Consider the following 25542-nt stretch of genomic DNA (forward strand, 5'->3'; position numbering starts at 1 on the left):
GGCGGTGAGGTCAATTGCCAAAGGGGGCTTGCAAGGTCAATCCTCGGTATGGGTCAGCTTGGGCACATCCGAGGCCCCGGCGCTGCCCCGGCCCGAAAGCGAGGGGTTTTCCATGAAAAAGCGGTGGCAGTTGAAGGCGAAAGTGCCTTCGGGGATCGCCGGGCGGGTGAATTTTCCATCCGGCCCCATGACCCAGCTCTGCGCCACGTCAGCCAGATTGGCCGCCATGATCTGGCTGGTGATCTGCGCCTTGACGGTGGGGTTTTCGATCTCGACCAGCGTCTCGACCCGGCGGTTCAGGTTGCGGCCCATCCAATCGGCAGAAGACATGAAGACCCGCGCCTTTTTATGCGGCAGCCCGTGACCGTTGCCGAAGCAGACGATGCGGCTGTGCTCCAAAAAGCGCCCGATGATGGATTTGACGCGGATGTTGTCCGACAGCCCCTTCACCCCGGGGCGCAGCCCACAGATGCCGCGAATGACGAGGCTGATTTCCACCCCGGCTTGGCTCGCGTCATACAGCGCGTCGATCACCTCGGCGTCGATCAGCGCGTTCATCTTGGCCCAGATCACGGCGGGGCGTCCCGCCCGGGCATGTTCGGCCTCGGCCCGGATCATCTCAAGCAGGCGCGGCTTCAGCGTCGTGGGGGAGATGGCGAGGTTCTCCAACTGCTCTGGCGGGGCATAGCCCGACAGGAAATTGAACACTTTCGTCGCATCGCGCCCAAGGCTCGAGTCGCAGGTAAAGAGCGACAGGTCCGTATAAATCCGCGCGGTGATCGGGTGGTAGTTGCCGGTGCCGTAGTGGGTATAGGTCACCAATTGATCGCCCTCGCGGCGCACCACGGTCGAGATCTTGGCGTGGGTCTTGAGGTCGAGAAAACCGTAGACCACATGCGCGCCCGCCCGCTCCAACCGGCGCGATTGGCGGATGTTGGCGGCCTCATCAAAGCGGGCCTTCAGCTCGACCAGCGCGGTGACCGATTTGCCATCCTCCGCCGCTTCGCAAAGCGCGCTGACAATGGGGCTGTCGCGCGAGGTGCGGTAGAGCGTCTGTTTGATCGCCACCACATCCGGGTCGCGCGCCGCTTGGGCAAGGAAACGCACCACCATGTCGAAGGTCTCGTAAGGGTGGTGCAGCAGCATGTCTTTCTGCCGGATCGCCGCGAACATATCGCCGTCATGGTCGCTGACCCGCTCAGGCACGCGGGGGGTAAACTGCGGCCAGAGCAGGTCTGGCCGGGCGTCGGTCACCAGTTTCGACAGGTCGGCGATGCCCAACATGCCGTCGATCTCGATCACGTCTTGCGGGCGCACGCAAAGCTCGCGCATGACGACGGATTTCAGCTTTTCCGGCGCGCCGGCGGAATGGGTCAGGCGCACGACCTCGCCCCGGCGGCGGCGTTTCAACGCGACCTCAAATTCCCGTACGAGGTCTTCGGCCTCGTCCTCGACCTCAAGATCGCTGTCGCGCAGCACGCGGAATTCGAAATGCGCCTTGAGTTTGTAGCCCGGAAAGAGGTTAGGGATATTGATGATCAGCAGATCTTCGAGCGGCAGGTAGCGCAGGCAGCCATCGGGGGCGGGCAGAGGCACGAAACGGTCGATCTGCGCCGGGATCGGCAGCAGCGCCTGTAGCGGGCGTTTGTCGCGGGTGCGTTCCAGTTGCAGCGCCAGCGCGTAGCCAGTGTTGGGAATGAAGGGGAAGGGGTGCGCGGGGTCGATCGCCAGCGGCGAGAGCACGGCAAAGACTTGGTTGAGGAAGACCCCTTCGAGATGTTTGTGATCGGCCTCGGTCAGGTCGGCGGTGCGCTCCAGCATGATGTTCTGCGCGTCCATCTCGGCCATGAGGTCGACCAGCACCCGTTGCTGGGACATCATCAGGTTGCGCGCGTCTTCGTTGATCAACACCAGTTGCTCACCGGGGCTCAGCCCATCGGCGGCGGCGGTGGTGTTGCCCGCCTGCGCAAGCTCGCGCAGGCCCGCCACGCGCACGGTATAGAATTCGTCCAGATTGGTGGCCGAGATCGACAGGAAGCGCAGCCGCTCCAAAAGTGGCACGCGCGGGTTCTCGGCCTCTTCCAGTACGCGCCAGTTAAAGTCGAGCCAGCTCAACTCACGGTTAAAGAACCGGCCCGGCCCGGCGGTGTCGAGATCGGGCAGATCGGTGGCGGGCGGAAAGGGCGCTTGCAGGAAATCGGCTTGGGTCATGCGGGCCTCATGACATTGGAATGTAACGGGTTTGCGAAGGCTTGCGTTAATTATTCCAGTATCACGCGCGAGGCGGGGCGATGTCCAGCACCTGCGCGGCCAGTGCGCGGGTCAGGGGGCGCTTCTGCGCAAGGCTGGCGGCATCCAGCCGGTCGACCAGCGCGATGGCAGCGGCAAAGGACCGGTCCATTCGGGTCATGAGGTAGTTGATCAGCTCCGGCTTGGGCGTCAGTTGCCGGTCGGCCAGCAGTTTGACCAGCAGGGCCGAGAGCAGCGCATCGTCTGGCGCCTCCATCTCGACCATCGTGGCGCCGCGCATCCGGCTGACCAGATCGGGCAGCGTAAGGCCCCAATGCGCCACCGGCCCGGTGCCGGTGAGCAGCAGCGCCTGACCTTCGGCCAGCACGAGGTTGTGCAGATGGAACAGCGCCGTTTGCGCCGCCGCGTCTCCGGCGATCAGATGCACGTCCTCCACGGCCACGGGGCCACGGGCAAGGGCGGGAATGTCGGCCTCCAGCAGGTCCGCCGCGCTGATGATCCGCGCGCCCGAAAGGTCTGCCCAAACATGCGTCAGATGCGTCTTGCCCGAGCCTTGCGGCCCGGTCAGCGCCAGCTTGCCGCCCGCCCAACCGCGCCAGCCGTCGATCATCGCCATAGCCATGGCGTTGGAGGGGGCGACAAAGAAAGCGTCGCGGCCCAGAGCCGTTCGGCTGGGCAGGTTCAACCCGAGTTGGTGGGCCATGTTAGCGGATGTCCTCGTCGACGGTCGTTTCAGGCTCGCGGCCTTTGTAGAGCACGCTCTCGCGGTAGCGCGCCGTGGCGAAACGCGCGATCACGCCGATGGCGGCGGCCACGGGCACCGCGACCAGCAGACCCACGAAGCCGAAAAGCGTGCCGAAGACGGACAGTGCCAGCAGCAGCCAGACCGGGTGCAGCCCGACCGAATTGCCCACGAGTTTTGGTGTCAGCAGGTTGCCCTCGACCACTTGGCCCAGCACGAAGATCCCCGCGACGAGACCGATGGATAGCCAATCCCCCCAGAATTGGAACAGCGCCAGACCGATCGCCAGTGCCCCGCCGATTAAAGCGCCGAGGTAGGGGATGAAGGTCACCAGCCCCGCGACAAAGCCGACGACGAGGCCGAATTGCAGCCCCACCAGCATCAAAGCCACGGCGTAATAGGTGCCGAGGATCAGGCAAACCGTGCCCATGCCGCGCACGAAAGAGGCCAGCGTCGCGTCAATCTCGCGTGCCAATTGGCGAATCGTCGGGGCATGGTCACGCGGCAGCAGCCGGTCAACGGCGGCGACCATACGGTCCCAATCGAGCAGCAGGTAAACCGCGACCACGGGGACGATGACGAACAAGAGCAGGACGTTGATCAGCGAGGCAAAGGAGGCCAGCGCGGTTTGCAGCAATTGCCCACCGCGTTCCTGAATGGTGGTCCCCAGCGTCGTCAGCGAGGTGCGCAGGGTCGAATCGTCGTCCAGAATCGACGGGAAGCGATCAGTGATGAAATCGGTGAAATTGCGGGTCAGCTTGGGGGCGGTCTCGATCAAGTTCACGGTCTGATTGACCAGCGTCGGGATGACCAAAAGCGCCATCAGCACGAAGACCAAAAGCGCGACCACGGTGATGACGGCGGTGGCCATGGTGCGGCTGAGCCCCAAACGCTCCAACCGGTCGGCCACGGGGTCGAGGAAATAGGCAATCGCCCCGCCCAGCAGGAAGGGCAGCATCACATCACCGATGAACCACAGCGCCACCATGAACACCGCTGCCGCGATGCCCCAGTACTTCAATTGGTCTCTGATTGGCAGGGCCATGGCGCTCTCCGGCAGGGAATGCCATCACATCGCCCATGTGGCGTTTCGTTTCAAGCCTTGGCTGCGGGTGGCGCGCGCGTCAGGGGCGCGGAACGGGCAAGCGGTGGAACTGGCCCGGCGGGCCGCCAGACCTCAGCGATGTGATTGTCTCGCCCTTTGACATGCACTAGTCAGGGGGCAATGCGTCAATGAGGAAACACCATGCGTCTGTCCCAATATTTTCTGCCCGTGCTGAAGGAAAACCCTGCCGAGGCGCAGATCGTCAGCCACCGGTTGATGCTGCGGGCGGGGATGATCAAGCAATCCAGCGCGGGGATCTACTCTTGGCTGCCGCTGGGCTACAAGGTGCTGCGCAAGGTCGAAGAGATCGTGCACCAAGAGCAGCAGCGCGTGGGCCATATCCCGATGCTTATGCCAACGCTGCAATCGGCGGACCTGTGGAAGGAATCGGGCCGCTATGACGCCTATGGCCCCGAGATGCTGCGCATCCGCGACCGGCAAGACCGCGACATGCTCTATGGTCCCACCAACGAAGAGATGATCACCGACATCTTCCGCAGCCATGTCGGCTCTTATAAGGACCTGCCGCTGACGCTCTACCACATCCAGTGGAAATTCCGTGACGAGATCCGCCCGCGTTTCGGCGTGATGCGGGGCCGTGAGTTCCTGATGAAGGACGGCTACAACTTCGACCTCACCAAAGAAGACGCGTTGCACGCCTATAACCGCCATCTGGTCAGCTACCTGCGCACCTATGAACGGATGGGCCTGCAAGCGATCCCAATGCGCGCCGACTCTGGCCCCATCGGCGGCGATGACACGCATGAGTTCCTCGTGCTGGCCGAAACGGGCGAGTCGGAGGTTTTCTATGACAGCGAGATCACCGACCTGACCTTTGGTGACCGCGAGATCGACCCCAATGATCACGACGCCTGCCGCGCGGTGCTGGAGGAGTTCACCTCCCGCTACGCCCGCACGGATGAGACCCACGATCCGGAGGTATTTGCCAAGGTACCGGAAGAACGCCAGCGCAGCGCCCGCGGCATCGAAGTGGGGCAAATCTTCTACTTCGGCACCAAATATTCCGACGCGATGAACGCCAAGGTGCAAGGCCCCGACGGCAAACAGGTGCCGGTGCATATGGGCAGCCACGGCATCGGCGTCAGCCGTCTGCTGGGCGCGATCATCGAAGCCAGCCATGATGACAAGGGCATCATCTGGCCCGAGGGGGTGACGCCTTTCCATGCGGGGATCGTAAACCTCAAACAGGGCGATGCGGAGGCCGACGCGGCCTGCGACGCACTTTACAACAGCCTCAAGGCGCTGGGCCTCGATCCGCTTTATGACGACCGCAAGGGCGGGGCGGGGATGAAGTTCGCCACGATGGACCTCATCGGTCTGCCATGGCGCATCACCGTCGGCCCACGCGGGCTGAAGAACGGTGTGGTCGAACTCACCAGCCGCCGGACAGGCGAAAGCGAGGAGCTACCGCCCGAACAGGCGGTTGAGAAGATCGCCAAGATCTACGCCGGTATCGTCTGAGGCCCGCGATGATCCTACGGGCGGTGACATTGGCCGGTGGGATCGTAAGCGCAGGCATTGCCGCACAAGGCCCGGGGTTCACCCGGGCCTATGTGTTTCAACTGGAGGCGGCAGAGCAGCGCCTCGCCAAAGTCGTGGCGGATTTTGATGCCGCCGCGCAGGCCGCAGGGCTGGTGCGGGAAGACGCTGTGGCGCGGCTGCGCGGATCGGCGCTGCTGGAGCGTCGGCGCTTGGACCTGCGCCGCAACATCGAACGGCAAGGGGGGCTTGAGGCCACATTGCCAAGGCTCCAATCAGCGGGCCCCTTCCTGCGTTGCTATCTGCTATGGCGTAACCTGGATGCCGAAGCCTTGCGCGCCGCCCTGCGCGGCTTTGCCCCCACCGCCCCGCGCAGCCGGGCCGAATGGCTCTTCGCCGTTTTGGGGTTCATCGCGGGGGCCAGTCTCACCCGCCTGTTGCTGTGGCTACCCACATGGCCCGCGCGCTTCCGCCGCCGCCGGGCATTGCGTTCTTGACCCTGCTGGGGCAAAGCCTCAGGTTGCGCGCACCTCAGACCGGAGCCTTCCCGCATGGCCAGCAAACCCACACGCACCGCCCCATTCGCGGCTTTTGAATGGATGATCGCTTGGCGCTACCTGCGCGCCCGCCGCGCCGAAGGGGGCGTCAGCGTTATGACGTGGATCAGCCTCATCGGCATCACGCTGGCGGTCTTCGCGCTGATCGCCACGCTTTCGGTCCGCTCAGGCTTCCGCGCCGAGTTCGTCGATACGATCCTCGGGGCCAATGCCCATGTCACCGTCTACACGATGGGGGAGGTCCTGCCCAACGGCCAGATCGACCGCACCATCGACGATTACGAGGCCATGGCCGAGCGGGTGGCAGCCGTCGAAGGCGTGACCCGCGTGGCCCCGCTGGTGCGGCAACAGGTCATGGCCAACCGCCGTCAGTCGAATGCGGGCGTCGAGGTTTTCGGCATCGCTTCGGATGACCTGATGACCATCCCCGGCATCCAGCCTTCGGAGCGTTCTTTCGGTGACATCACGCGTTTTGAAGAGGGCATGGCCATCGGCAGCGGCGTGGCGCAGTCCTTGGGCGTGCAGGTTGGCGATAGCGTCAAGCTGATCTCGCCCAACGGGGTAAAGACCGCCTTTGGCACCAGCCCGCGCGTCAATGCCTATGAGGTGGTGTATATCTTCTCTGCCGGGCGCTACGACATTGATAAAACACGGGTTTACCTGCCGATCACCGAGGCGCAGAGCTTTTTCAACCGCGAGGGCGTGGCCGATGAGCTGGAGGTCATGGTCGAAGACCCGGAAGGGGTGGACGCCATGGCGCCCGCGCTGATGCAGGCGGCGGGCGAGCGCGCGCAGGTCTGGACGTGGCGCGACGCCTCCGGCTCCTTCCTCTCGGCGCTCGACATCGAGGACCGGGTGATGTTCGTGATCCTCAGCGTGTTGGTGCTGATCGCGGCGATGAACATCGTCTCGGGGCTGATCATGCTGGTCAAGAACAAGGGCCGCGACATCGGCATCCTGCGCACCATGGGGCTCAGTGAGGGCTCGGTGCTGCGGGTGTTCTTCATCTGTGGCGCCTTTACCGGCATCATCGGCACGGCGGCGGGCGTGGTGCTGGGGGTGCTCTTCGCCACTTATGTCGACCAAATCTTTGCTTTCGTGAACTATCTCAGTGGCGGCACGGCTTGGGATGCCTCGATCCGCGGCATTTATTTCCTGCCCGCGAAACTGCAATTGGGCGATGTGCTCTCGGCCGTGGCGCTGTCGCTTGGCCTGTCCTTTGTCGTCACGATCTTTCCCGCCCGCCGCGCGGCGCGGATGAACCCGGTGGAGGCCCTGCGCTATGAATGATCCCGTCTTGCGTTTGAGCGGCATTTCCAAGGCCTACAACCCCGGTGCGCCGAATGAGGTGCAGGTGCTGCGTGGCATCGACCTTGAGGTGGCCCCCGGCGAGGTGGTCGCGCTGGTCGCACCCTCGGGCGCCGGCAAGTCGACGCTGCTGCATATCGCGGGGCTTTTGGACACCGCCGACAGCGGCACGGTGGAGATCGCGGGCGATGACCTCACCGGCCAGAGCGACCGCCGCCGGACGGCCGTGCGACGCGCCGACGTGGGCTTCATCTACCAGTTCCACCACCTGCTGCCCGAGTTCACGGCGCTGGAAAACATCGTGCTGCCGCAGCTGGCCAATGGCGTGGCGCGCAAGGAGGCCGAGGCGCGGGCGCGGGAGCTACTGACGCAGGTGGGCATTGCCGAGCGTGCCGATCACCGCCCCGCCGCCATGTCGGGTGGCGAGCAACAGCGGGTGGCCTTCTGCCGCGCCCTGGCCAATGCGCCGCGGCTTCTGCTGGCGGACGAGCCCACGGGCAACCTCGACCCTTCGACCTCGGATCAGGTCTTTGCCGCGCTGATGGCGCTGGTGCGCGGCACCGGGCTTTCGGCGGTGATCGCCACCCATAACCTCGAACTGGCGGCCCGGATGGACCGGCAAATTCGGCTCGACGCGGGGCAGTTGGTGCCGGTCTGACTCAGCCGCAGATGTTTTCTAGCTCGGCCCCGTCCCAGGGCAGGCCCACGTCATAGGGGCGGCTTTGGGGCAGGGGGGCCACGGGCATGACCTCCGACAGCATCGCATGCAACCGCTTGGTGCGCGGCGCCTGCGGGTCGAGCGCGCGGCAGCAAACGAATTCCTCCACGATCGAGCCTTGTTGCTCATAGCCAAAGTCGAGAAACCGCGGCTTGGTATCCACGTCGAAGAGGTAGGGGTCCGGGCTGGTGAACTGCTCGGAGGCCGCGCGCAGGGGCGAATAGCCGGTGAACTCGCGGTTCTGCCATTGCCAGACATGGGTGATCTCATGCGCCAGCAGCATGGCGGCGATCAGCCCGATGCGGTCGGGGTGATCGGGCAGGTAGTCCTCGAGGTACCAATCCTTGTCGAAGAGCACATGGTTGAACAGCGCCACGGCGGCGGGTTTCGAGGTGACGGTCTCGCCCACCTGCGGCGGCAGGATACGCTCGCGGCAAGTGGTGCGCGGGCGGGGTTTGCGGCGGAAGGTGACGGCGCGGGTGGGGGCGCCGTCATGCAGGCGCACGCGGTCGTAGTTGAGGGTGGGCCCGTGGATGGTGGCGAGATAGGCGCGTTCGTTCTCGGTCAGCGGTCGGCCGCAGGCGGTGAGGAGGAGCAGGATGAGAAGCGCGCGGATCATGGGATGGAGTTAGGCGCGGGGGAGGCTGCGGATCAAGGGGGAAGTTTGGTCGTGATGGCGAACGGCGCAGGCAACTGCTGTCGCGGTCCCGACCTATCGTTGTGTAGAAGCCCCTTCCCCATGGGGGGAAGGGAAGGGGCTATGCGCCAAAGGCGCATGGGATACGGAACAGATGTGGGTTAAATCTATTTGGTTCAATCGGAGTAATCGGAACGATTTGGCATCAGGTCTTTTAACCTGCGTTCATCAATTGCAAATGTCGCGGGATCGGGCGATCCCTTGCCAATTTTGCGAGATAGCGCTCTGTTCTGCTCAGAGAGTTTTTCCGCAATATACGCGCTAAAAAAGATCGCATCTTCCAGATGTTGCCGTACCGCATCAACAGCGTCGTACAGTCGTGTGTCTATGTTTCCATTAGGTTCTTCTAAACCGAAGAAACGGTGAGCAAATTCTTCATCGCCACATTCGGCCTTTTCGCGAGCCAATCTTGACAACTGTTCAGTACGTTTCGACAAAAATGCTTCGAGACTAGCTAAAATTTGCACTAGATTGGCCGCGGCTACTATGGCCGTTTGGGAGGCGCCAGCTCTATGACTCACAAGCTCCAACAATTTTTCAGCATTCGTATTAAAGCCGCGAACCGGACTGAAATCGTATTGAATGGTGAATGTTTTCTTTTCGGCTTTTATCTCCCTTAAGAATGAAATGTATCGTTCTCTATCAGCGAAGTAGTTCTCGTACAGAACAGGGCGTAGTTGTGCTTTGAAACCGATCGCGTGATTAAAGCTTGCTATGGCAAAGTTTGTTGCAGCATTACTGGCCAACAGGCGTTCTTGAAGTGCGTTTTTCCGGGCATTATTAACTGCAAAGTGATTGGCAGCAGCCGCGCCGAAAAATGCGCCTAACAGAGCGGTTGCAAATGAAGATTCAAGAGTTGCCGCTGCGAACGGGAGAAGCTTCGCAACAGCATCTCCCATTCCCTCAAACATCCAACTCCTCCACAAACTGCGCGTTCTGCTGAATATACGCAAAGCGCATCTCCGGCTTCTTCCCCATCAAGCGCTCCACCAGATCCCCGGTCTCGCCCGGCACGTCCTCGTCCACGGTCACGCGGATCAGCTTGCGGGTCTCGGGATCCATCGTGGTCTCCTTGAGGTCCTTCGCGTCCATCTCGCCCAGACCCTTGAAGCGGCTGACGTCGATCTTGCCCTTGCCGCCGAGGCCCTTCTCCAGCCACATGTTCTTTTCCGCCTCGTCGAGGCAATAGACCCGCTTGGCGCCTTGGGTCAGGCGGAAGAGCGGCGGGCAGGCGAGGTAGAGGTGGCCCGCGTCAATGAGCGGGCGCATCTGGGTGAAGAAGAAGGTCATCAGCAGGGACGCGATATGGGCGCCGTCGACGTCGGCGTCGGTCATGATGATGATCTTGTCATAGCGCAGATCGTCGAGGCTGAACTTCGTGCCCATGCCAACGCCAAGCGCTTCGCAAAGGTCGTTGATCTCGGCATTGGTCGACAGCTTGCTCGACGCCGCGCCCAGCACGTTGAGGATCTTGCCCTTAAGCGGCAGCAGCGCCTGTTTCTCGCGGTTGCGCGCGCCCTTGCCGGAGCCGCCGGCGCTGTCGCCCTCGACGATGAAAAGCTCCGTGTCCTCGCGCGACTTGCTGGTGCAATCGGTCAGCTTGCCGGGCAGGCGCAGTTTCTTGGTGGCGGATTTGCGGGCGGTTTCCTTCTCCTGCTTGCGGCGCATCCGCTCCTCGGCGCGTAGCACGAGGAAGTCGAGGATCGCGCCCGCGGATTTCGTGTCCGCCGCCAGCCAGTTGTCGAAATGGTCGCGCACGGCGTTCTCGACCAGCCGCTGCGCCTCGGTGGTGGCGAGACGGTCCTTGGTCTGGCCGACGAACTCCGGCTCGCGGATGAAGCAGGACACCAGCGCGCAGCCCCCGGTGATCAGGTCGTCGCGGGTGATGTCCTTGGCCTTGCGGTTGTTGGCCAGCTCGCCGTAAGCGCGGATGCCCTTGAGGATCGCGGCCCAGAAGCCGCTTTCATGGGTGCCGCCCTCGGGCGTGGGGACGGTGTTACAGTAGGACTGGATGAAACCGTCGCGCGCCGGCGTCCAGTTGATCGCCCATTCGACCTTGCCCGGCACGCCGAAACGTTCCTGAAAGTCGACGGTCCCGGCGAAGGGGTTCTCGGCATAGGTCGTGGCCTTGCCCAGCGTCTCGCGCAGGTAGTCGGCGAGGCCGCCGGGGAAGTGGAAGGTCGCCTCCATCGGGGTGTCGCCATCCTCGATCTCTGACTTCCAGCGGATCTCGACGCCCGAGAAGAGATAGGCCTTGGAGCGGACCATCTTGAGCAGGCGCGCGGGCTTGAACCGATGCGCGCCGAAAATTTGTTCGTCGGCGTGGAAGGTGACGGTGGTGCCGCGCCGGTTGGGGGCCGCGCCGATCTTCTCCACCGGGCCTTGCGGGATGCCGCGCGAGAAACGCTGCTCGAAAAGCTCGCGGTTGCGCGCGACCTGCACCACCATGGAATCCGACAGCGCGTTGACGACCGAGGCGCCCACACCGTGCAGGCCGCCCGAGGTCTGATAGGCCTTGCCCGAGAACTTGCCGCCCGCGTGCAGGGTACAGAGGATCACCTCCAGCGCCGATTTGTCCGGAAACTTCGGGTGCGGGTCGATCGGGATGCCGCGACCGTTGTCGCGGATGGTGACCGAGTAATCGGCGTTCAACTCCACCTCGATGCGGTTGGCATGGCCCGCGACCGCCTCGTCCATCGAGTTGTCGAGCACTTCGGCCACCATGTGGTGCAGCGCGCGTTCATCGGTGCCGCCGATATACATGCCGGGGCGTTTGCGGACGGGCTCCAGCCCTTCCAGCACTTCGATGGAGGAGGCATCGTATTCGGTGGGTTCCTGGCCGGAAAGAAGGTCGGTCATGCGGGCCTGCTCTTTGTTTGTGGGTGGGGGCCATTTTGACAGCCCCGCGCGCCGGGGGCAATCGCGGGTTTGTCTTGGGCTGCTGTTTTGCCCCGGTCAGCCAGCTTTGGCGCGCAGCCAATCGGCAAGGGTCTCTTCGTCGACGCGGCCTTGGGCCACCTCGCGGATCAGATCGCCAGCCTCGATGGTGTCGTGGTCAAGCTGCACCCCATTGAGATCAAGGCAGATATCGAGAACGAGATGCGCGGTTCGCTTGTTGGCGTCGTTAAAGACATGCCCGGTGGCAACTGCCACGCAATAGGCCGCGGCAAGGTCGAAAACATCTTCGATCATGCCGTAGACCAGCCGGTTATCGACCCGCGCCAATGCCCCTTCTAGCGATTTGTCCAAGGCCATGCCGGCCAACTCGCCTGGGTTTAGTGCGGAATCGTGAATCCTGACGACGAGGTCAGGTGAAAGCAGCACATAGGTCATTTATCTTTGAGGTAGTCCAGAACGGGCTGATTGATGTGCTTCCTGCGGGCAATGCTCTCCATCACCTCATCCAGCGTGGCCACGCGCGGCTCTTCTTGCAATGTCGCCTCGGCGGGTACGAAATAGCCCACGCAGCGCGAGTTCTTCATCACCGCCACGGGCTTGCCGCCCGAGCGTTCCAATACCTTATGCGGCTCGCGCATTTCGGTCATGGTGGCGATGTGGTTGGTGTGAATGCGGGTCATGGCGCAGCTCCTGAATGCATATCTGAATATACATTATTTCGCACATTTTACAAGGGCCGCTGCCCACACCAGTCGAGCACCGCCGCCGCGACCTCCGGCGGCTTTTGATGGTGCAGCCAATGATCCGCCCCTTCGATCTCGACCCGGGTGAGGTCCGGCGCGAAAGCCTCCAACCCGGCGGTGGCTTCGGGCAGAAGGGCGGTGTCTTCGGTTCCCCAGATCAGCAGATGCGGGCAGGGGACGCGCAAACGGTCGACCGGGAATTCTGGCAGGTCGCGCAGGGGCTTGCCGGGCGCGGCGACTTGCAGGGGGGAGGCACGATACCAGTTGATCATCGCCCTGAGCCGCCCCGGCCGCCCCCATTCCGCGCGGTAATCTTCAAGCCGCGCGGGCGTCAGCCAGCTGAGGTCCATATTGGCGGAAAAAAGGTCGAGCAGCCCCGCGAAACCGTCCCGCGCCAGCCGCACCGCGCTGCCTTCGGCGCGCAGGGCGTTGATATATTGCGAGGCGCGCGACTGCGCCCCGCCTGCGGCCATAGCGCGCTGAAACGGCACGGGATGCACGCCGTTGAGGACGACCAGCCGGGCCACCAGCTCAGGCCGGAACATCGCCAAAGCGTAGCCCACGGAGGCCCCCCAGTCATGTGCCAAGACGGTCACTGGCCTGTCGCCGATCAAAGCGGCCATATCGGCCATGAGATGCGCCATCGCATAGGGTTCGATCCCCTCGGGCGCGCTGCTTTGGCCATAGCCGCGCTGGTCGGGGGCGATACAATGGAAGTCTTGGCACAGCAGCGGTGCCAGATCACGCCACGCGCCGCCGTATTCGGGAAAACCGTGGAGCATCAACAACGGCGGCAGGCTCTCATCGCCCCAGTGGCGAATGAAAATCTCCTGACCGTTCAATCGGCGGGTTTCGGTCCGTGTCGGTTCCATCGCGAGCCCTCCTGCCACCAGCTTTGCCGTTAAGGGCCGCGGGCGCAAGGATTTCATGGCAAAACAGTGGCATCGACCCCCCGCAAACCCATGGCAGAGCGCAAAAACCGCACTTCCCCTTTGCAGCGACCCGGCGTAAGGCTCGTGCCATGGCCAAGACAATGACCAACCGCAATCACGTCCGGGCGATCCTGACACTCGGCCTGCCGCTGATCGGCGGGCATCTGGCACAGATGGCCATCGGCGTGACCGATACCGTCATGCTCGGCTGGTATTCGGTCGAAGCGCTGGCGGCGGTGGTCTTGGGCAGCACCTATTTCTTCGTCCTGTTCATCTTTGGGTCGGGCTTTGCCATGGCGGTGATGCCCTTGGTGGCCGCCTATGACGCCGAGGATGACGAGATCGGCCTGCGCCGCGCCACGCGCATGGGGCTGTGGCTCTCGGTGGGGTTCGCCATGATCGCGCTGCCCGCGATGATCTGGTCGCCCGCGGTGCTCGACCTTTTGGGGCAGGGGCCGAACCTTGCCGACCGGGCGGGCGATTACCTCAAAGTGGCGGGCTGGGGCATTCTGCCCGCGCTTTTGGTGATGGTGCTGAAATCCTACCTCGCCGCGTTGGAACGCACGCAGGTGGTGCTGTGGATCACCCTGCTGGCCGCCGGGGTGAATGCGTTGGCGAATTACGCGCTGATCTTCGGCAACTGGGGCGCGCCGGAGCTTGGCGTGATGGGGGCGGCTGTGGCCTCGGTCACGACGCAATGCGTCTCGTTGATCGGGGTGGTGATCTATGTGCTGATCGCCCTGCCGCAGCACAGCCTGTTCCTGCGCCTCTGGCGGGTGGACGGGCAGATGTTGCTGCGGGTGTTCATGCTGGGCCTGCCGATTGGCCTGACCACGCTGAGCGAAGTCGGCCTTTTCGCGGCCTCCTCGCTGATGATGGGCTGGCTGGGGACGATCCCGCTGGCCGCACATGGCATCGCGATCCAACTCGCCTCACTGACCTTCATGGTGCATCTGGGGCTGAGCAATGTCGCCACGATCCGCGCAGGCAATGCCTATGGCCGCCGCGACGTGCCGCATATGAAACGCGGCGCGGTGATCGTGACCGTGCTGTCGCTGGTATTTGCGCTGCTCACCATGGTCGGCTTTGTCGGCTGGCCCGAGCCGCTGATCTCGGTCTTCATGCAAGAGGATGAGCCCGCGCGGGCTGAAATCCTTGCCATCGGCACCGGGCTTCTGGTGATGGCGGCGCTGTTCCAACTGGTGGATGGGGCGCAGGTGGTGGCCCTTGGGCTGTTGCGCGGGGTGCAGGATACCAAAGTGCCGATGGTCATGGCCGCGGTCAGCTATTGGATCGTCGGCATGCCCTGCTCCTACCTGCTGGGCTTTGTGCTGGGCTTCGGGGCCATGGGCATCTGGGCCGGGCTGGTGGCAGGGCTGGCGGTGGCCGGGCTGCTGCTGAATGCGCGTTTCTGGGGCGTCATCGTCAAGCGGCTGGCGGTTTAGGCCTCAGCCCCGGTCCATCCGGTCCGCCTTCTTGCGCACCAGCGTGCTGCGCAGGTCATGCATGGCCAGCAGCAACTCATCCGTTACCGCCTCAAGCTCGGTATCCGTGGCGCGGGACTGCGCCCATTGGGTGGTGAGGTTCAGATGCTCCACCGCGCGGCGGATGTCGTCAATCTCGCGCGCCGCAAGGGTCTCGCGGCGGGCCTTGGTCCAGCGGGCAATCTCGGCCTGATCGGCCTCGGTCAAACGGTGCTGCCCATGGGGCTTTACCTCTCCGTTGCGGATGTTGACGACGGCGATCTGCTCCATCTCGATCCGGCGCTGGCGGTTCGCGGCATCCAGCCGAAACACCGCCGCGCCATTCTCGCGGACCCTGAAGTAATAGTCGGGAAGATCGCCCGCCATGGTGTTGTCCCTTACGTCAGCCCGGCGCAGAAGCTCTGGATGCGGCTGCACGCCTCTTTCAGCGCCTCATCCGAGGTAGCGTAGCTGACCCGGAAATTCGGCGAAAGCCCGAAGGCCGCGCCAAAGACGACCGCAACACCGGTTTCCTCAAGCAAAGCGGTGGCGAAAGTCTCGTCATCCGTGATCTTAGTGCCCGCCGCCGAGGTCTTGCCGATCAGCCCGGCGATGGAGGGATAGACGTAAAACGCCCCCTCGGGCGTCGGGCAAGTGATGCCCTCGATGGCCGAGAGCATCTCAACCACCAGATTGCGGCGGCGCACGAAGGTCTCGTTGTTTTCGGCGATGTAATCCTGCGTGCCGTTCAGCGCCTCCACCGCGGCCCATTGGCTGACCGAACAGGGGTTCGACGTGCTCTGCGACTGAATCTTGCGCATCGCACCGATCAGCTTTCCCGGCCCCGCGGCATAGCCGATGCGCCAGCCGGTCATGGCATAGGCTTTCGACACGCCGTTGACCGTCAGCGTGCGGTCGTAGAGCGCGGGTTCCACCTGCGCAGGCGTGCAGAACTCGAAACCGTCATAGGCGAGATGCTCATACATGTCGTCGGTCATCACCCAGACGTGCGGGTGGCGCATCAGCACGTCGGTCAGCGCCTTCAACTCGTCGCGGCTGTAGCCCGCCCCGGTGGGGTTCGAGGGGGAGTTGAAGATGAACCATTTGGTCTTGGGCGTGATCGCCTCTTCCAGCGCCTCGGGGGTGAGCTTGAAATCATTCTCCAACGTCGCGGGGGCGATGACCGGCGTGCCGCCTGCCAAAAGCACCATGTCGGGGTAGCTGACCCAATAGGGCGCGGGGATCACGACCTCTTCGCCGGGGTTCATCGTGGCCATCAGCGCGTTGTAGAGGATCTGCTTGCCCCCGGTGCCGACGCTGACCTGCGCGGGCGTGTAATCCAGCCCGTTGTCACGTTTGAACTTGGCGCAGATCGCCTGTTTCAACTCGGGGATGCCATCGACGGGGGTGTATTTCGTCTTGCCCGCGTTGATCGCGGCCACGGCTGCGTCTTTGATGTTCTGCGGCGTGTCGAAATCCGGCTCGCCCGCGCCAAGCGCGATGATGTCGCGCCCCGCGGCCTTGAGTTCTGCCGCTTTGGTGGTGACGGCGATGGTGGGCGACGGTTTGACCCGATCAAGGGTCGCGGACAGCAGTTCCATTTCAGCCTCGGGTTGCTTATGAATATCTCCACGTTCATAGGGGGCGTCCCCGCACCCGGCAAGGGTGTCTGGCAGGAGATAAAGCATGACCGACGAGATTGACTGGTACGGCCCCGAGGCCGCCACCTTTGGCGACCGGGTCGCGGCGGCCCGCGAACAGACAGGTATGACACAGGCGATGCTGGCCAAACGGCTGGGCGTGCGCCTGTCCACCCTGCGCGGTTGGGAAGACGACCTGTCGGAGCCGCGCGCCAACCGGCTGTCGATGCTGGCGGGGCTGCTCAATGTCTCGATGATGTGGTTGATCACGGGCGAGGGGGAGGGCGTCGACGCCCCCGAAGCGGGCGAGACCGCGCGCCGTGTCGACCTCGAAGAGGTGCTGGCCGATATGCGCGCCCTGCGCAGCGACCTGCTGAAAAAGGCCGAGACTGTCGGCAAATTGGAAAAGCGCATTCGGCGCCTCATGATGGAGCCCGCAGATGGCTGAAGCCCCCGAACACCGGATCAAACGCCTGCAAATGCGCTCTATGCGCCGGGGCATCAAGGAGATGGACCTGATCCTTTCGGCCTATGCCGAGGCGCGGTTGCCGCAGATGGATGACGCGGGCCTCACGCTTTACGACCAAATGCTGAACGAGAATGACCACGACCTCTATCTTTGGGTCAGCGGACAGGCCGAGGCACCCGCCGAATATGCGGGATTGATCGCGGATATCCGTGGGCAATTGGCCGAGGCGCGAGGCTAATTCAAAAAACCGAAAGGGTTTAACGAATTATTCTGATTTTTTAGCGAGTTTCCGGTTCAAACAAAGTGAACCGGAGATTTCGCATGAGCATTCAAGACCCCGCCACGCAGCCGATGGCCATAAAGGGTTTCATGGCAGGCTATCTTGAGTCCCTGTCTTTGGTCGAGCGGTTGCACCGCTTGCTGCTGGACGTGATCAAGGACGAATTCGAACGCGTCGGCGTGTTGGAGATCAACGCGGTGCAGGCGCTGCTTTTGTTCAACATCGGCGATAATGAGGTCACCGCGGGGGAGCTTAAAAGCCGCGGCTACTATCAGGGCAGCAACGTCAGCTACAACCTTAAGAAACTGGTCGAAATGGGCTATATGCACCACCAGCGCTGCGAGATTGACCGCCGTTCCGTGCGCGTGCGCCTTACCGAAAAGGGGCGCTATATCCGCGATGTGGTGGCCGATCTATTCTCGCGCCATGCGGATGGGATGGAAAGCAAGGGCGTCTTAGGGGATGCGGGGATCGAGGATATCACCCGCTCGCTCAAACGGATGGAGCGGTATTGGACGGATCAGATCCGCTATATCTACTGATCGCGGGCAGGGGGGAGCTGGGCATAGGCCCGCCCGTCCAATTCGCGCAGCAGTTTTCGCGTCATGGCGCGGGCGTAGTCTTCGAACCCCTCTGCCGTCTCGACGAATGCTCCGGGGCCGAGGATGACCTCGGCCCGGTAGTATGGCGCCAGCGCGCCGACCTCGGCCTGTCCGCTATCGTCAAGGCCCGCGTCTTTCGCGCCGATCACCAAGCCGTTGATGGTCAGCTCCTGCGGCCCAAGGGGCTGGTTTTGGAGGCTGCTGCGTATATCCCGGGGCCGCGGCCCGAAGTTCGAGATACCATCGCCCGAAATATCCAGCGTGTGTTTCCGGCAGTCCGAACGCGTCGCCAACTGCCGCGCGCCGAAATGCATCGCATCGCCCAAGGCCGTGCCGGGCGACGCCGCGCGCCGCTCGGTGCTGCGCAAAAGGGTGATGGCATCGTCAAGCGCGGCGGTATCGCGCAAAGGCGTCCAAGGTAGGATCACCCGCTGATCGTCGGACCCGCTCCACTCATAGACCATCAGATCGACGTGATCTCCGGGCCGCGCCAGCAGAGCATCCCGCAGGCGCGGATCGTCCAACGTCTCGGCCAAACCGCCCATCTGCAACCGATACTCCCGCGCATCGACAGACCCAGAAACGTCCAGCCCCAAGGCCAGTGCCTGCCGACATGCGGCCTCGGCCCATTGCGGGCCTGATAGGGTGAGAAAAAGGGCGAGGGCGGCGCGGATCATCTCTCTGCCTTCGGCGGGGCATCAGAAAAACGCGGCACAAGCGCGGGAGGCGGAAAGGCCCCCCGCGCTTCACTCATCAACGCCGGGGCGGCGCGGGCGGCACCCCTTACCAATGGCCGGTGTTTTCCATGCTGGCCCATGGCTCCTGCGCGGGCAGGGGGTCACCCTCTTGCAGCAGTTCGACGGAAATATTGTCGGGTGAGCGGACAAAGGCCATGCGCCCGTCGCGCGGCGGGCGGTTGATGGTCACGCCGTTGTCTTGCAGGTGCTGGCAGGTCTCATAAATATTCTCGACCGTATAGGCGAGGTGGCCGAAATGGCGGCTGTCGCTGGGCAGCGCGTCGTCGCCGTCCCAATTGTAGGTCAGCTCAACATCGGCGTGACCGTCGTCCATGCCCGGGGGGCAGAGGAAAACCAGCGTGAAACGGCCCCCTTCGTTGTCGATCCGGCGCCGCTCGACCAGGCCCAGAAGTTTGTAAAATGCGATGGAGGCGTCGAGATCTTTCACGCGCACCATGGTGTGCAGGTATTTGATGGGCATCGGTTTTCCTTTGGTTGGCTGGCCTGAACGGGGCGGCGCCCCTTCCAAGCTTGAATGTCGTTCAAAGCGGGCGGGGGCAAATCAACCCTTCGCGCTTCGCGGTGGAGGATAGGGGCGAAACCGGCGGTGTCAAAGTGGGTGCGCGATGTCTGTTGATCGGCTTGAGGCCGAGGGCCCGGAAGGCTATGCAGAAGCAACCGCCACGAATGATGAGGAAGCCCGCGTGAAACAGTACCATGATGCGCTGCGCGAAGTGCTGGAGCAGGGGGTGACCTCGACCGATCGCACGGGAACGGGGACAATCTCTCATTTCGGGATGCAACAGCGTTACCGGATGGCCGAAGGCTTTCCGCTGGTCACCACGAAAAAGCTGCATCTGAAATCCATCGTGCATGAGCTTTTGTGGTTCCTCGCCGGGGATACGAACATTGCCTATCTCAAGGAAAACGGCGTTCGCATCTGGGACGAATGGGCCGATGAGAACGGCGATCTCGGCCCGGTCTATGGCCACCAGTGGCGGCGTTTTCCGATGGTGGGTGAACCGATGCCCCAGCCCGATGGCACGGTGCTGCATCAAGCCGGGCAGGTCGATCAGATCGCCAAACTGGTCGAGGCAATCCGCAAGACCCCCGACAGCCGCCGGCTGATCGTTTCGGCGTGGAATCCGGGCGAGGTGGACCAGATGGCGCTGCCGCCCTGCCATACGCTCTGGCAGGTGCGCATCGCCGGTGGCAAGCTGCATTTGCAGCTTTACCAGCGCTCGGCGGATATGTTCCTCGGCGTGCCGTTCAACATCGCCTCCTACGCGCTGCTCTTGGAAATGCTGGCCCATGTCACGGGCTACGCGCCGGGTGATTTCGTGCATTCCATGGGTGACGCGCATATCTATTCCAACCATCTGGAGCAGGTGAAAACCCAGCTTGCGCGGACGCCCAAGCCGCTGCCAAAACTGCGGATCAACCGCGAGGTCAGCTCGATCTTTGATTTCCGCTATGAGGATTTCACCTTTGAGGGCTATGATCCCGACCCCGGGATCAAAGCTCCGGTGGCCGTCTGATGCTGAGCCTGATCGTCGCCCGCGCCCGCAACGGCGCCATTGGCAAAGACGGGGATATCCCTTGGTCACTGCCCGAAGACCTGAAATTCTTTCAGCGCGAAACCACCGGCGGGGCCATCATCATGGGGCGCCGTACCTGGGAGAGCTTGCCCTTCAAGCCACTGAAAAACCGGTTGAATTGCGTTGTCTCCAGCAGCGAGGTCGAGGGCGTCCATGTGGCGCGCGACCCGCAAGCCGCTTTGGGCTATTGCGCAGCAGAGGGCTATCGCCGGGTCTATGGCATCGGCGGCGAAGGCATCTACCGTGCGCTTTTGCCCCTTGCGGACCGGCTTTTGGTGACCGAAGTGGATGTGGAGATCGACGGCGCCGATGCGTTCTTTCCCGCGTTTGACCCAGACGAATGGATCGAATTGGGCAACCTTTGCCTGCGCACATCCAGTCCGCGTGCCATCGCGCGGGAGTGGCTGCGCCGCTGCTGACCGGCCATTGACATAGGCCGCGCGGCGGGCATCACTGCGGGCCATGTTTGATCTATCCGCACCGCCCGAAGGGTTTGTCGAGAACCCGTTCCCCCATTACGACCGCCTGCTGCGCGAGGCCCCGGTGCTGCGCCAGCCTGACGGCTCGGTCCTGATTTGCCGCCATGCGGACCTGAACGCGATCTACCGCGACACCACGCTTTATATCTCGGATAAGAAACTGGCCTTCGCGCCGAAATTCGGCCCCGGCAGCCCCTTGTTCGAACATCATACCACCAGCCTCGTTTTCAATGACCCGCCTTTGCATACCCGCGTGCGGCGGATCATGACCTCGGCCCTCACGCCCAAGGCGCTGGCGCGGATGGAGCCGGGGTTGATCGATACGGTCGACCGGCTGCTTGAGGGGCTGAGCCCCACGCCGGACCTGATCGAGGACTATGCCAGTTGTATCCCGGTGCAGATCATCGGCAACCTGCTGGACGTGCCGATGGAGGAGCGCGGCCCGCTTCGCGATTGGTCGCTGGCGATCCTCGGCGCGCTGGAGCCAACCTTGAGCGATGCAGAGCTTGAGACGGGCCATGCGGCGGTGCGGGAGTTCAAAGCCTATCTGCAAGACCTCATCGCGCGGCGCCGGGCCGCGCCGGGGGATCCTGAAACCGATGTGTTGACCCGGTTGATCGCCGGGGATGACGGGGGGCAGTTGACCGAGATCGAGTTGATCCAAAACTGTATTTTCATCCTGAACGCGGGCCATGAGACGACGACCAATCTGATCGGCAGCGCCCTTGCGCTGTTGCATGACCATCCCGACCAAAAGGCGCGGCTGCTGGCCGAGCCTGCTCTGATCGGGCCTTGTATCGAAGAGGTGCTGCGCTGCCGCTCGCCCAACCAATTCGGCAACCGGGAAACCACGGCCCCGGTCACCATCGGCGGGGTCGAGATCGCCGCAGGCAGCAACCTGCACCTTTGTATCGGGGCTGCGAACCGCGACCCGGAAGTCTTTGAGGAGCCGACAAAATTCGATATCGGGCGCAAGCCCAATCGGCATCTGGCCTTTGCCGGTGGCCCGCATGTCTGCGTGGGGCTGACTTTGGCGCGGATGGAAGGGAAGATCGCGCTTCAACGCTTCCTGAACCGTTACCCGAATTATGAAATTGGCGCGGCTCGGCAGGGGGGCGGGCGCATCCGCTTTCACGGCTATGCGACGCTCCCGGCGCGGCTGAACTAAAGCGAGCCTGCCATAAAAGACTGGACTAAAAGAAATCGCCCCGGCAATCTTCGTTAATATTATACATAATTACGAGGGTTATCATGCGTGTAATGACAGCTATTGCAGTGGCGGCAGGGCTGCTTACAGCCGGGCTGGCCGGTCAGGTCTCGGCAGAGCCCAAAGTTTACGCCTATCCCAGTTCCGCAAATTACTGCCCGGCGGGGCTCCAGCCGGTGACCCTTGGCGGGGCGATTTGTTGTGGCACGCCGAACCAGACCATGACCTATGCCGAGGTTAAGGCGCACCCCGTGCAGCGCCGTCACCGCGTGGTCACACCGCGCCGTTCAGCCCGCGTGCCTTGCCCGGTTGGGGCCAAGGGCTGCTCGTATAACTGATCTTTCAAGCAACGCCCGGCGCGGGACGCCGGGTGTTTTCTTGCAATATCGTGGCTAGAGCAGCGCGAGGTCGGTGGCCATCTGCCGTCCGTCGCGGCCTTCGGTCAGTTCATAGCTGACCTTTTGATCGTCCGCCAAGCCGGTCAGGCCAGACCGTTCGACCGCCGAAATATGGACAAATACATCGTTACCGCCGCTTTCGGGGGCGATGAACCCGTAGCCTTTGGTGGTGTTGAACCATTTCACGGTGCCAGTTGGCATAATCTCCGCGCCTTCTTTGTCTTTGCGTCTCTGCGTCCAGCAGAATGGCGAAAGCGATTGAATTGCGACCCGCCATAATAGAAAGATCGCGCGGACTGGAAAAAAATCAAGCGATCAGCTGCGAGATCCGCAAATGGGCGCGGGATCGCGAGTCTGAGGGAGACGGATGTGCTAATTTATGGGCTGAAAAATTGCGACAGCTGTCGCAAGGCGAAAAAAGCGCTGCCAGAGGCGCAATTGGTCGACGTGCGGGAGGAGGGCGTGCCCACAGCGGTCTTGGAGAAGGCCCACGCGCAGTTCGGTGCGGCCTTGCTCAACACCCGTTCGACCACGTGGCGGGGTTTGGATGAAGCGGCCCGCAAGGAAGCGCCACTGGCCCTGATCCAAGCCCATCCGGCCCTGATGAAGCGCCCCCTGATTGCGGCGGGTGATCGGCTATTTCTAGGGTGGAACAAAGAGATAGAAGCCGACGTTCAAGCGATGCTTTAACTGCGGCCTGCTATCAGCCGGTCCAGTGACAGGGGGCCGGCCCCTTTGATGACCAGCACCAAAAGCAAGAAGATCCAGAGCGCCCGCTGGTCGAGGATATGGGCGTCGGGGAAACGGTCGAACCACGCGCCGAGGGCGCTGCCGTGGCCGTAGAGATCGGTCAGCGATTGCACCACGACAAAGCCCACCATTGCCAGCGCGGCCAGCCGGGTCAGCAGGCCGATGACGATAAGCAGGGGCAGGATGAACTCCGCCACCGTTCCGGCGACGACGACGAGCCAATGAAACAGCCCAAGCGCGTCGCTGTCATAGCCGACCGCCTCGAAAACGCGGGGGAAGATCTGGGCGTAGGCCCCGGTGGAGGGGGTGAAGATGCCCAAAGGGCCGGGGCCGAGTTTGGTCAGACCGGCGTTCAGGAAATAGACCAGCAACACCGCGGCAAAGAGGAAACGCGCAAGGGTCGGAAGCAGCCAGTCTGCCCGCGCTAGTCGGTCGGCGGCGGTGCGGGAAAGGGGCAGAAATCGGGTCATTGGCTTTCCTCCACGGAAATCGCGCTGAAGACGCCGTGGCTCAGGGCAAAGCCTAGGGCGGCGGCAAGGTCGAACTCAGGTGCGGTACCGACTGTGGCTTCATGAGCCGCCCCGAAGGTCCGCCCCTCTGAGAGGTGACCGAGCCATTGCGCCGCGCCGGGCGGCGCCAGATGCGGGGCGGGATCATAGGCGGGGCGGGTGATCACCACGTCCTGCGCCACGTTGCGCGGTTTGGGCGCGTTCTCGGTGAAATTATAGCGCCAGATGTCGAAAAGCGGCCAATCTGATCGCAAAAGGCGGGTTGCGGGGGCGAGGGTGAGCTTGGCCCCCATCAGCGCATCGGGAGGGAGCGCCTCGAAGGTCTGCGGATCAAGCGGTGTCGCGTCGGCGGCGTGGTAGGAGGACCGCAGCGCGAGGTCGAGCCTTGCGGCATCGGCGAGATAGCCTATTTTCGCCAGTGGCGCGAAACCTGCGATAAACCCCGGGAAATCGGCGCCATAATGCATCATCATCGGCGATTTCGGCGGATGCGCCCGGACATAGAGCGGCGCGAGTTCGGCAAAATTGCGGGCACCGATCAGTTTGCGCACCAGCGGAAAGGCCACTTCGAGGGCCACGATCAGGGAATGGGTGACATTGTTGCGATAGACGCCATAGCGCGCGCCCGCCGGTTGCCCCTTGCCATCGCGCAGCCCCGCGGGGGCGGGGCGCGCGGGATCGAGCAGCGCCGCGCGAAAACTGTGCTGGTCGGTCACGCCAGCACCTCGGCGGCGCGATTAGCTTCGGCCCGCAGGACGGGCCAGTCGGGCACGTCATTGTCCCACTCGACCAGTACCGGCTTTGGACCGATTTGGGACAGCGTGTAGCTGAGCAGGTCCCAGACCGGATCGACGACCTCTTTGCCATGGCTGTCGATCAACAGCGGCGCGCCGTGATCGTCGGTGTCGTCGTCATGGCCGCCCACATGGATCTCTCCCACATGGTCTGTCGGGAAGGCGTCGATGTAGCCCTGCGGGGATAGGCCGAGGTTGGTGGCCGAAATGAAGACATTGTTGACATCCAGCAAGAGTCCGCAGGAGGTTCGCGCGATAACCTCGGCTAAAAAGTCGGTTTCGGACAAGTCGGATTCTTCGAATGCGAGGTAGCTGGAGGGGTTTTCGAGCAGCATTTGCCGCCCCAAGACCTCTTGCACTTGATTGATATGCGCGGCGACGCGGGTCAGCGTTTCTTCGGTATAGGGCAGGGGGAGGAGGTCGTTGAGATACTCCATCCCATGGGTCGACCAAGCCAGATGTTCGGAGAAGGACGCAGGCTGGGTTCGGTCACAGAGGGTCTTGAGCCGCGCGAGGTGGTCTGTGTCGAGGGGGCCTTCGCCGCCGATCGACAGGCCGACGCCATGAACCGACAGGGCGAAACGTTCCTGCAAGGCGCGCAGCTGCGCATGGGGGCGGCCACCGTCGCCCATGTAGTTCTCGGCATGCACCTCGATCCAGCGGACCGGGCCGGGATCGGCCATCAAGCCATCGAAGTGCCGGGATTTATATCCGACCCCGGGGGCATTGGGCAGCGTGGTGAGAGGGGGGGTATCGTCGCGCATATCGGCCTCCGGCATGGGGCGGGGCAGGGTCCGGGCGGGTGCCGCCCGGACCGCTTTGATCAAGCGGGCAGGTCGCGATCGAGCGGCTCCAGAGAGCCGGTCCGCTCGGTCCCGTCGGCCATGGCGGGCAGGTCAATCTCGGCGCAGGTGCCTTCGTCGACGAGGGTCCATGCGTTGCCTTGATAGTCGGTCACGGAGGTGCCGGCGCAGGTCGTGCCGGGGCCAGCGGCGCAGTCGTTCTCACCAGCCAGCGACACGCCGTAGCATTTCTCTTGCGAGGCGGCGGTTGCGGTGGTGGCGTGGCTGCCGAGTGCGGCGGCGACGGCCCCTGCGATGGCGGCGGTCTTGAGTGTGTTGGACATTGTCATTTTCCTTCCTGATGGTGTTGACAGGCTTACTAGA

At 63.2% G+C, this 25542-nt stretch carries 31 protein-coding genes; 13 read left to right on the forward strand and 18 right to left on the reverse strand.

Annotated features, from left to right (window positions below; all coding sequences use genetic code 11):
* Positions 1–36: 36 nt before the first annotated feature.
* From ACGYLQ_RS03685 to ACGYLQ_RS03695, 3 genes are all read right to left on the reverse strand, one after another.
* The gene (locus tag ACGYLQ_RS03685) at positions 37–2211 is read right to left on the reverse strand and encodes an RNA degradosome polyphosphate kinase (protein WP_209219043.1); all 2175 of its coding nucleotides are present in this window, start codon (positions 2209–2211) and stop codon (positions 37–39) included.
* Positions 2212–2272: 61 nt separating this feature from the next.
* A complete protein-coding gene (locus tag ACGYLQ_RS03690) occupies positions 2273–2953 on the reverse strand; it encodes a DnaA ATPase domain-containing protein (protein WP_271693247.1) in 681 nt (226 codons plus the stop codon).
* A 1-nt stretch (position 2954) separates the two neighbouring features.
* Entirely contained in the window at positions 2955–4037 is a 1083-nt protein-coding gene (locus ACGYLQ_RS03695) for an AI-2E family transporter (protein ID WP_394440519.1), read from the reverse strand.
* A gap of 201 nt (positions 4038–4238) precedes the next feature.
* Between ACGYLQ_RS03695 and proS the strand changes: the two genes are divergently transcribed.
* Genes proS through ACGYLQ_RS03715 form a run of 4 tightly spaced genes read left to right on the forward strand, consistent with a single transcriptional unit; the run spans position 4239 to position 8120 of the window.
* A complete protein-coding gene (proS, locus tag ACGYLQ_RS03700; RefSeq protein WP_067265474.1) occupies positions 4239–5579 on the forward strand; it encodes a proline--tRNA ligase in 1341 nt (446 codons plus the stop codon).
* An 8-nt stretch (positions 5580–5587) separates the two neighbouring features.
* Entirely contained in the window at positions 5588–6094 is a 507-nt protein-coding gene (locus tag ACGYLQ_RS03705) for a DUF2937 family protein (RefSeq protein ID WP_394440521.1), read from the forward strand.
* 54 nt (positions 6095–6148) lie between these two features.
* Positions 6149–7444 carry a lipoprotein-releasing ABC transporter permease subunit gene (locus tag ACGYLQ_RS03710; RefSeq protein ID WP_394440523.1) on the forward strand — a complete coding sequence of 432 codons (1296 nt, stop codon included), beginning with the start codon at positions 6149–6151 and terminating at the stop codon, positions 7442–7444.
* Positions 7437–8120 carry an ABC transporter ATP-binding protein gene (locus tag ACGYLQ_RS03715; protein ID WP_394440524.1) on the forward strand — a complete coding sequence of 228 codons (684 nt, stop codon included), beginning with the start codon at positions 7437–7439 and terminating at the stop codon, positions 8118–8120. Before ACGYLQ_RS03710 ends, ACGYLQ_RS03715 begins: the two co-directional genes overlap by 8 nt.
* Before the next feature lies 1 nt (position 8121).
* Here the strand turns inward: ACGYLQ_RS03715 and ACGYLQ_RS03720 are convergent, their stop codons facing one another.
* The 6 genes from ACGYLQ_RS03720 to ACGYLQ_RS03745 all read right to left on the reverse strand — a co-directional run bounded on the left by ACGYLQ_RS03720 (position 8122) and on the right by ACGYLQ_RS03745 (position 13390).
* The gene (locus ACGYLQ_RS03720; protein ID WP_394440526.1) at positions 8122–8799 is read right to left on the reverse strand and encodes a hypothetical protein; all 678 of its coding nucleotides are present in this window, start codon (positions 8797–8799) and stop codon (positions 8122–8124) included.
* A 194-nt stretch (positions 8800–8993) separates the two neighbouring features.
* Entirely contained in the window at positions 8994–9788 is a 795-nt protein-coding gene (locus ACGYLQ_RS03725) for a hypothetical protein (RefSeq protein ID WP_394440528.1), read from the reverse strand.
* Positions 9781–11736: a DNA topoisomerase IV subunit B gene (parE, locus tag ACGYLQ_RS03730; protein WP_394440530.1), complete on the reverse strand. Its 1956-nt coding sequence runs from the start codon at positions 11734–11736 to the stop codon at positions 9781–9783. Before parE ends, ACGYLQ_RS03725 begins: the two co-directional genes overlap by 8 nt.
* 96 nt (positions 11737–11832) lie before the next feature.
* Positions 11833–12210 carry a type II toxin-antitoxin system death-on-curing family toxin gene (locus ACGYLQ_RS03735; protein WP_394440532.1) on the reverse strand — a complete coding sequence of 126 codons (378 nt, stop codon included), beginning with the start codon at positions 12208–12210 and terminating at the stop codon, positions 11833–11835.
* Positions 12207–12455, reverse strand: coding sequence for a hypothetical protein (locus tag ACGYLQ_RS03740; protein WP_093926785.1), 249 nt, complete (start codon positions 12453–12455; stop codon positions 12207–12209). Before ACGYLQ_RS03740 ends, ACGYLQ_RS03735 begins: the two co-directional genes overlap by 4 nt.
* A 47-nt stretch (positions 12456–12502) precedes the next feature.
* Positions 12503–13390 (reverse strand): alpha/beta fold hydrolase, encoded by an 888-nt coding sequence (locus ACGYLQ_RS03745; RefSeq protein WP_394440534.1) that lies wholly within the window; start codon positions 13388–13390, stop codon positions 12503–12505.
* A 149-nt stretch (positions 13391–13539) separates the two neighbouring features.
* Here ACGYLQ_RS03745 and ACGYLQ_RS03750 point away from each other — a divergent pair, with 149 nt between their 5' ends.
* On the forward strand, positions 13540–14895 hold the full coding sequence (locus ACGYLQ_RS03750; protein WP_394440536.1) for an MATE family efflux transporter: 1356 nt from the start codon (positions 13540–13542) through the stop codon (positions 14893–14895).
* Positions 14896–14898: 3 nt separating this feature from the next.
* Here the strand turns inward: ACGYLQ_RS03750 and ACGYLQ_RS03755 are convergent, their stop codons facing one another.
* Together ACGYLQ_RS03755 and ACGYLQ_RS03760 are read right to left on the reverse strand one after the other, a co-directional pair.
* A complete protein-coding gene (locus tag ACGYLQ_RS03755; protein ID WP_394440537.1) occupies positions 14899–15300 on the reverse strand; it encodes a hypothetical protein in 402 nt (133 codons plus the stop codon).
* Between the two features lie 11 nt (positions 15301–15311).
* Complete coding sequence (locus tag ACGYLQ_RS03760; RefSeq protein WP_394440538.1) at positions 15312–16514, reverse strand: pyridoxal phosphate-dependent aminotransferase; 1203 nt, start codon at positions 16512–16514, stop codon at positions 15312–15314.
* An 85-nt stretch (positions 16515–16599) separates the two neighbouring features.
* Between ACGYLQ_RS03760 and ACGYLQ_RS03765 the strand changes: the two genes are divergently transcribed.
* The 3 genes from ACGYLQ_RS03765 to ACGYLQ_RS03775 all read left to right on the forward strand — a co-directional run bounded on the left by ACGYLQ_RS03765 (position 16600) and on the right by ACGYLQ_RS03775 (position 17844).
* On the forward strand, positions 16600–17001 hold the full coding sequence (locus ACGYLQ_RS03765) for a helix-turn-helix domain-containing protein (RefSeq protein WP_067262132.1): 402 nt from the start codon (positions 16600–16602) through the stop codon (positions 16999–17001).
* Positions 16994–17260, forward strand: coding sequence for a succinate dehydrogenase assembly factor 2 (locus ACGYLQ_RS03770; RefSeq protein WP_209219028.1), 267 nt, complete (start codon positions 16994–16996; stop codon positions 17258–17260). Before ACGYLQ_RS03765 ends, ACGYLQ_RS03770 begins: the two co-directional genes overlap by 8 nt.
* Before the next feature lie 83 nt (positions 17261–17343).
* Positions 17344–17844 carry a MarR family winged helix-turn-helix transcriptional regulator gene (locus ACGYLQ_RS03775; protein ID WP_067262129.1) on the forward strand — a complete coding sequence of 167 codons (501 nt, stop codon included), beginning with the start codon at positions 17344–17346 and terminating at the stop codon, positions 17842–17844.
* On the opposite strand, the gene ACGYLQ_RS03780 is transcribed toward ACGYLQ_RS03775, so the two are convergent.
* Positions 17838–18581 carry a DUF1194 domain-containing protein gene (locus ACGYLQ_RS03780; RefSeq protein ID WP_394440540.1) on the reverse strand — a complete coding sequence of 248 codons (744 nt, stop codon included), beginning with the start codon at positions 18579–18581 and terminating at the stop codon, positions 17838–17840. The genes ACGYLQ_RS03775 and ACGYLQ_RS03780 overlap by 7 nt on opposite strands.
* A 106-nt stretch (positions 18582–18687) precedes the next feature.
* Positions 18688–19122: a VOC family protein gene (locus tag ACGYLQ_RS03785; protein ID WP_394440542.1), complete on the reverse strand. Its 435-nt coding sequence runs from the start codon at positions 19120–19122 to the stop codon at positions 18688–18690.
* Between the two features lie 223 nt (positions 19123–19345).
* On the opposite strand from ACGYLQ_RS03785, the gene ACGYLQ_RS03790 reads away from it, so the two are divergent.
* The 4 genes from ACGYLQ_RS03790 (at position 19346) to ACGYLQ_RS03805 (ending at position 22263) form a co-directional block, all read left to right on the forward strand.
* Positions 19346–20179: a thymidylate synthase gene (locus ACGYLQ_RS03790; protein WP_394440886.1), complete on the forward strand. Its 834-nt coding sequence runs from the start codon at positions 19346–19348 to the stop codon at positions 20177–20179.
* On the forward strand, positions 20179–20658 hold the full coding sequence (locus ACGYLQ_RS03795) for a dihydrofolate reductase (protein WP_394440544.1): 480 nt from the start codon (positions 20179–20181) through the stop codon (positions 20656–20658). The genes ACGYLQ_RS03790 and ACGYLQ_RS03795 overlap by 1 nt, the downstream gene beginning before the upstream one ends.
* Before the next feature lie 43 nt (positions 20659–20701).
* A complete protein-coding gene (locus ACGYLQ_RS03800; RefSeq protein ID WP_394440546.1) occupies positions 20702–21886 on the forward strand; it encodes a cytochrome P450 in 1185 nt (394 codons plus the stop codon).
* Positions 21887–21978: 92 nt separating this feature from the next.
* Positions 21979–22263: a hypothetical protein gene (locus ACGYLQ_RS03805; RefSeq protein ID WP_394440548.1), complete on the forward strand. Its 285-nt coding sequence runs from the start codon at positions 21979–21981 to the stop codon at positions 22261–22263.
* A 54-nt stretch (positions 22264–22317) separates the two neighbouring features.
* Here ACGYLQ_RS03805 and ACGYLQ_RS03810 read toward each other — a convergent pair whose 3' ends face one another.
* Positions 22318–22524, reverse strand: coding sequence for a cold-shock protein (locus ACGYLQ_RS03810; protein WP_067262111.1), 207 nt, complete (start codon positions 22522–22524; stop codon positions 22318–22320).
* 168 nt (positions 22525–22692) lie between these two features.
* On the opposite strand from ACGYLQ_RS03810, the gene ACGYLQ_RS03815 reads away from it, so the two are divergent.
* Positions 22693–23013, forward strand: coding sequence for an arsenate reductase family protein (locus ACGYLQ_RS03815; protein WP_394440550.1), 321 nt, complete (start codon positions 22693–22695; stop codon positions 23011–23013).
* Here the strand turns inward: ACGYLQ_RS03815 and ACGYLQ_RS03820 are convergent.
* Genes ACGYLQ_RS03820 through ACGYLQ_RS03835 form a run of 4 tightly spaced genes read right to left on the reverse strand, consistent with a single transcriptional unit; the run spans position 23010 to position 25502 of the window.
* A complete protein-coding gene (locus tag ACGYLQ_RS03820) occupies positions 23010–23543 on the reverse strand; it encodes a DoxX family protein (RefSeq protein WP_394440552.1) in 534 nt (177 codons plus the stop codon). The genes ACGYLQ_RS03815 and ACGYLQ_RS03820 overlap by 4 nt on opposite strands.
* Positions 23540–24298, reverse strand: coding sequence for a putative DNA-binding domain-containing protein (locus ACGYLQ_RS03825; protein WP_394440554.1), 759 nt, complete (start codon positions 24296–24298; stop codon positions 23540–23542). Before ACGYLQ_RS03825 ends, ACGYLQ_RS03820 begins: the two co-directional genes overlap by 4 nt.
* Entirely contained in the window at positions 24295–25140 is an 846-nt protein-coding gene (locus ACGYLQ_RS03830) for a DUF692 family multinuclear iron-containing protein (protein WP_394440556.1), read from the reverse strand. The genes ACGYLQ_RS03825 and ACGYLQ_RS03830 overlap by 4 nt, the downstream gene beginning before the upstream one ends.
* Positions 25141–25199: 59 nt before the next feature.
* Positions 25200–25502, reverse strand: a complete 303-nt coding sequence (locus ACGYLQ_RS03835; protein WP_271687884.1) for a DUF2282 domain-containing protein — start codon at positions 25500–25502, stop codon at positions 25200–25202.
* Between the last annotated feature and the right edge of the window lie 40 nt (positions 25503–25542).

The organism is Sulfitobacter sp. 1A12779, from assembly GCF_043557315.1.
GTDB classification, from domain to species: domain Bacteria; phylum Pseudomonadota; class Alphaproteobacteria; order Rhodobacterales; family Rhodobacteraceae; genus Sulfitobacter; species Sulfitobacter faviae.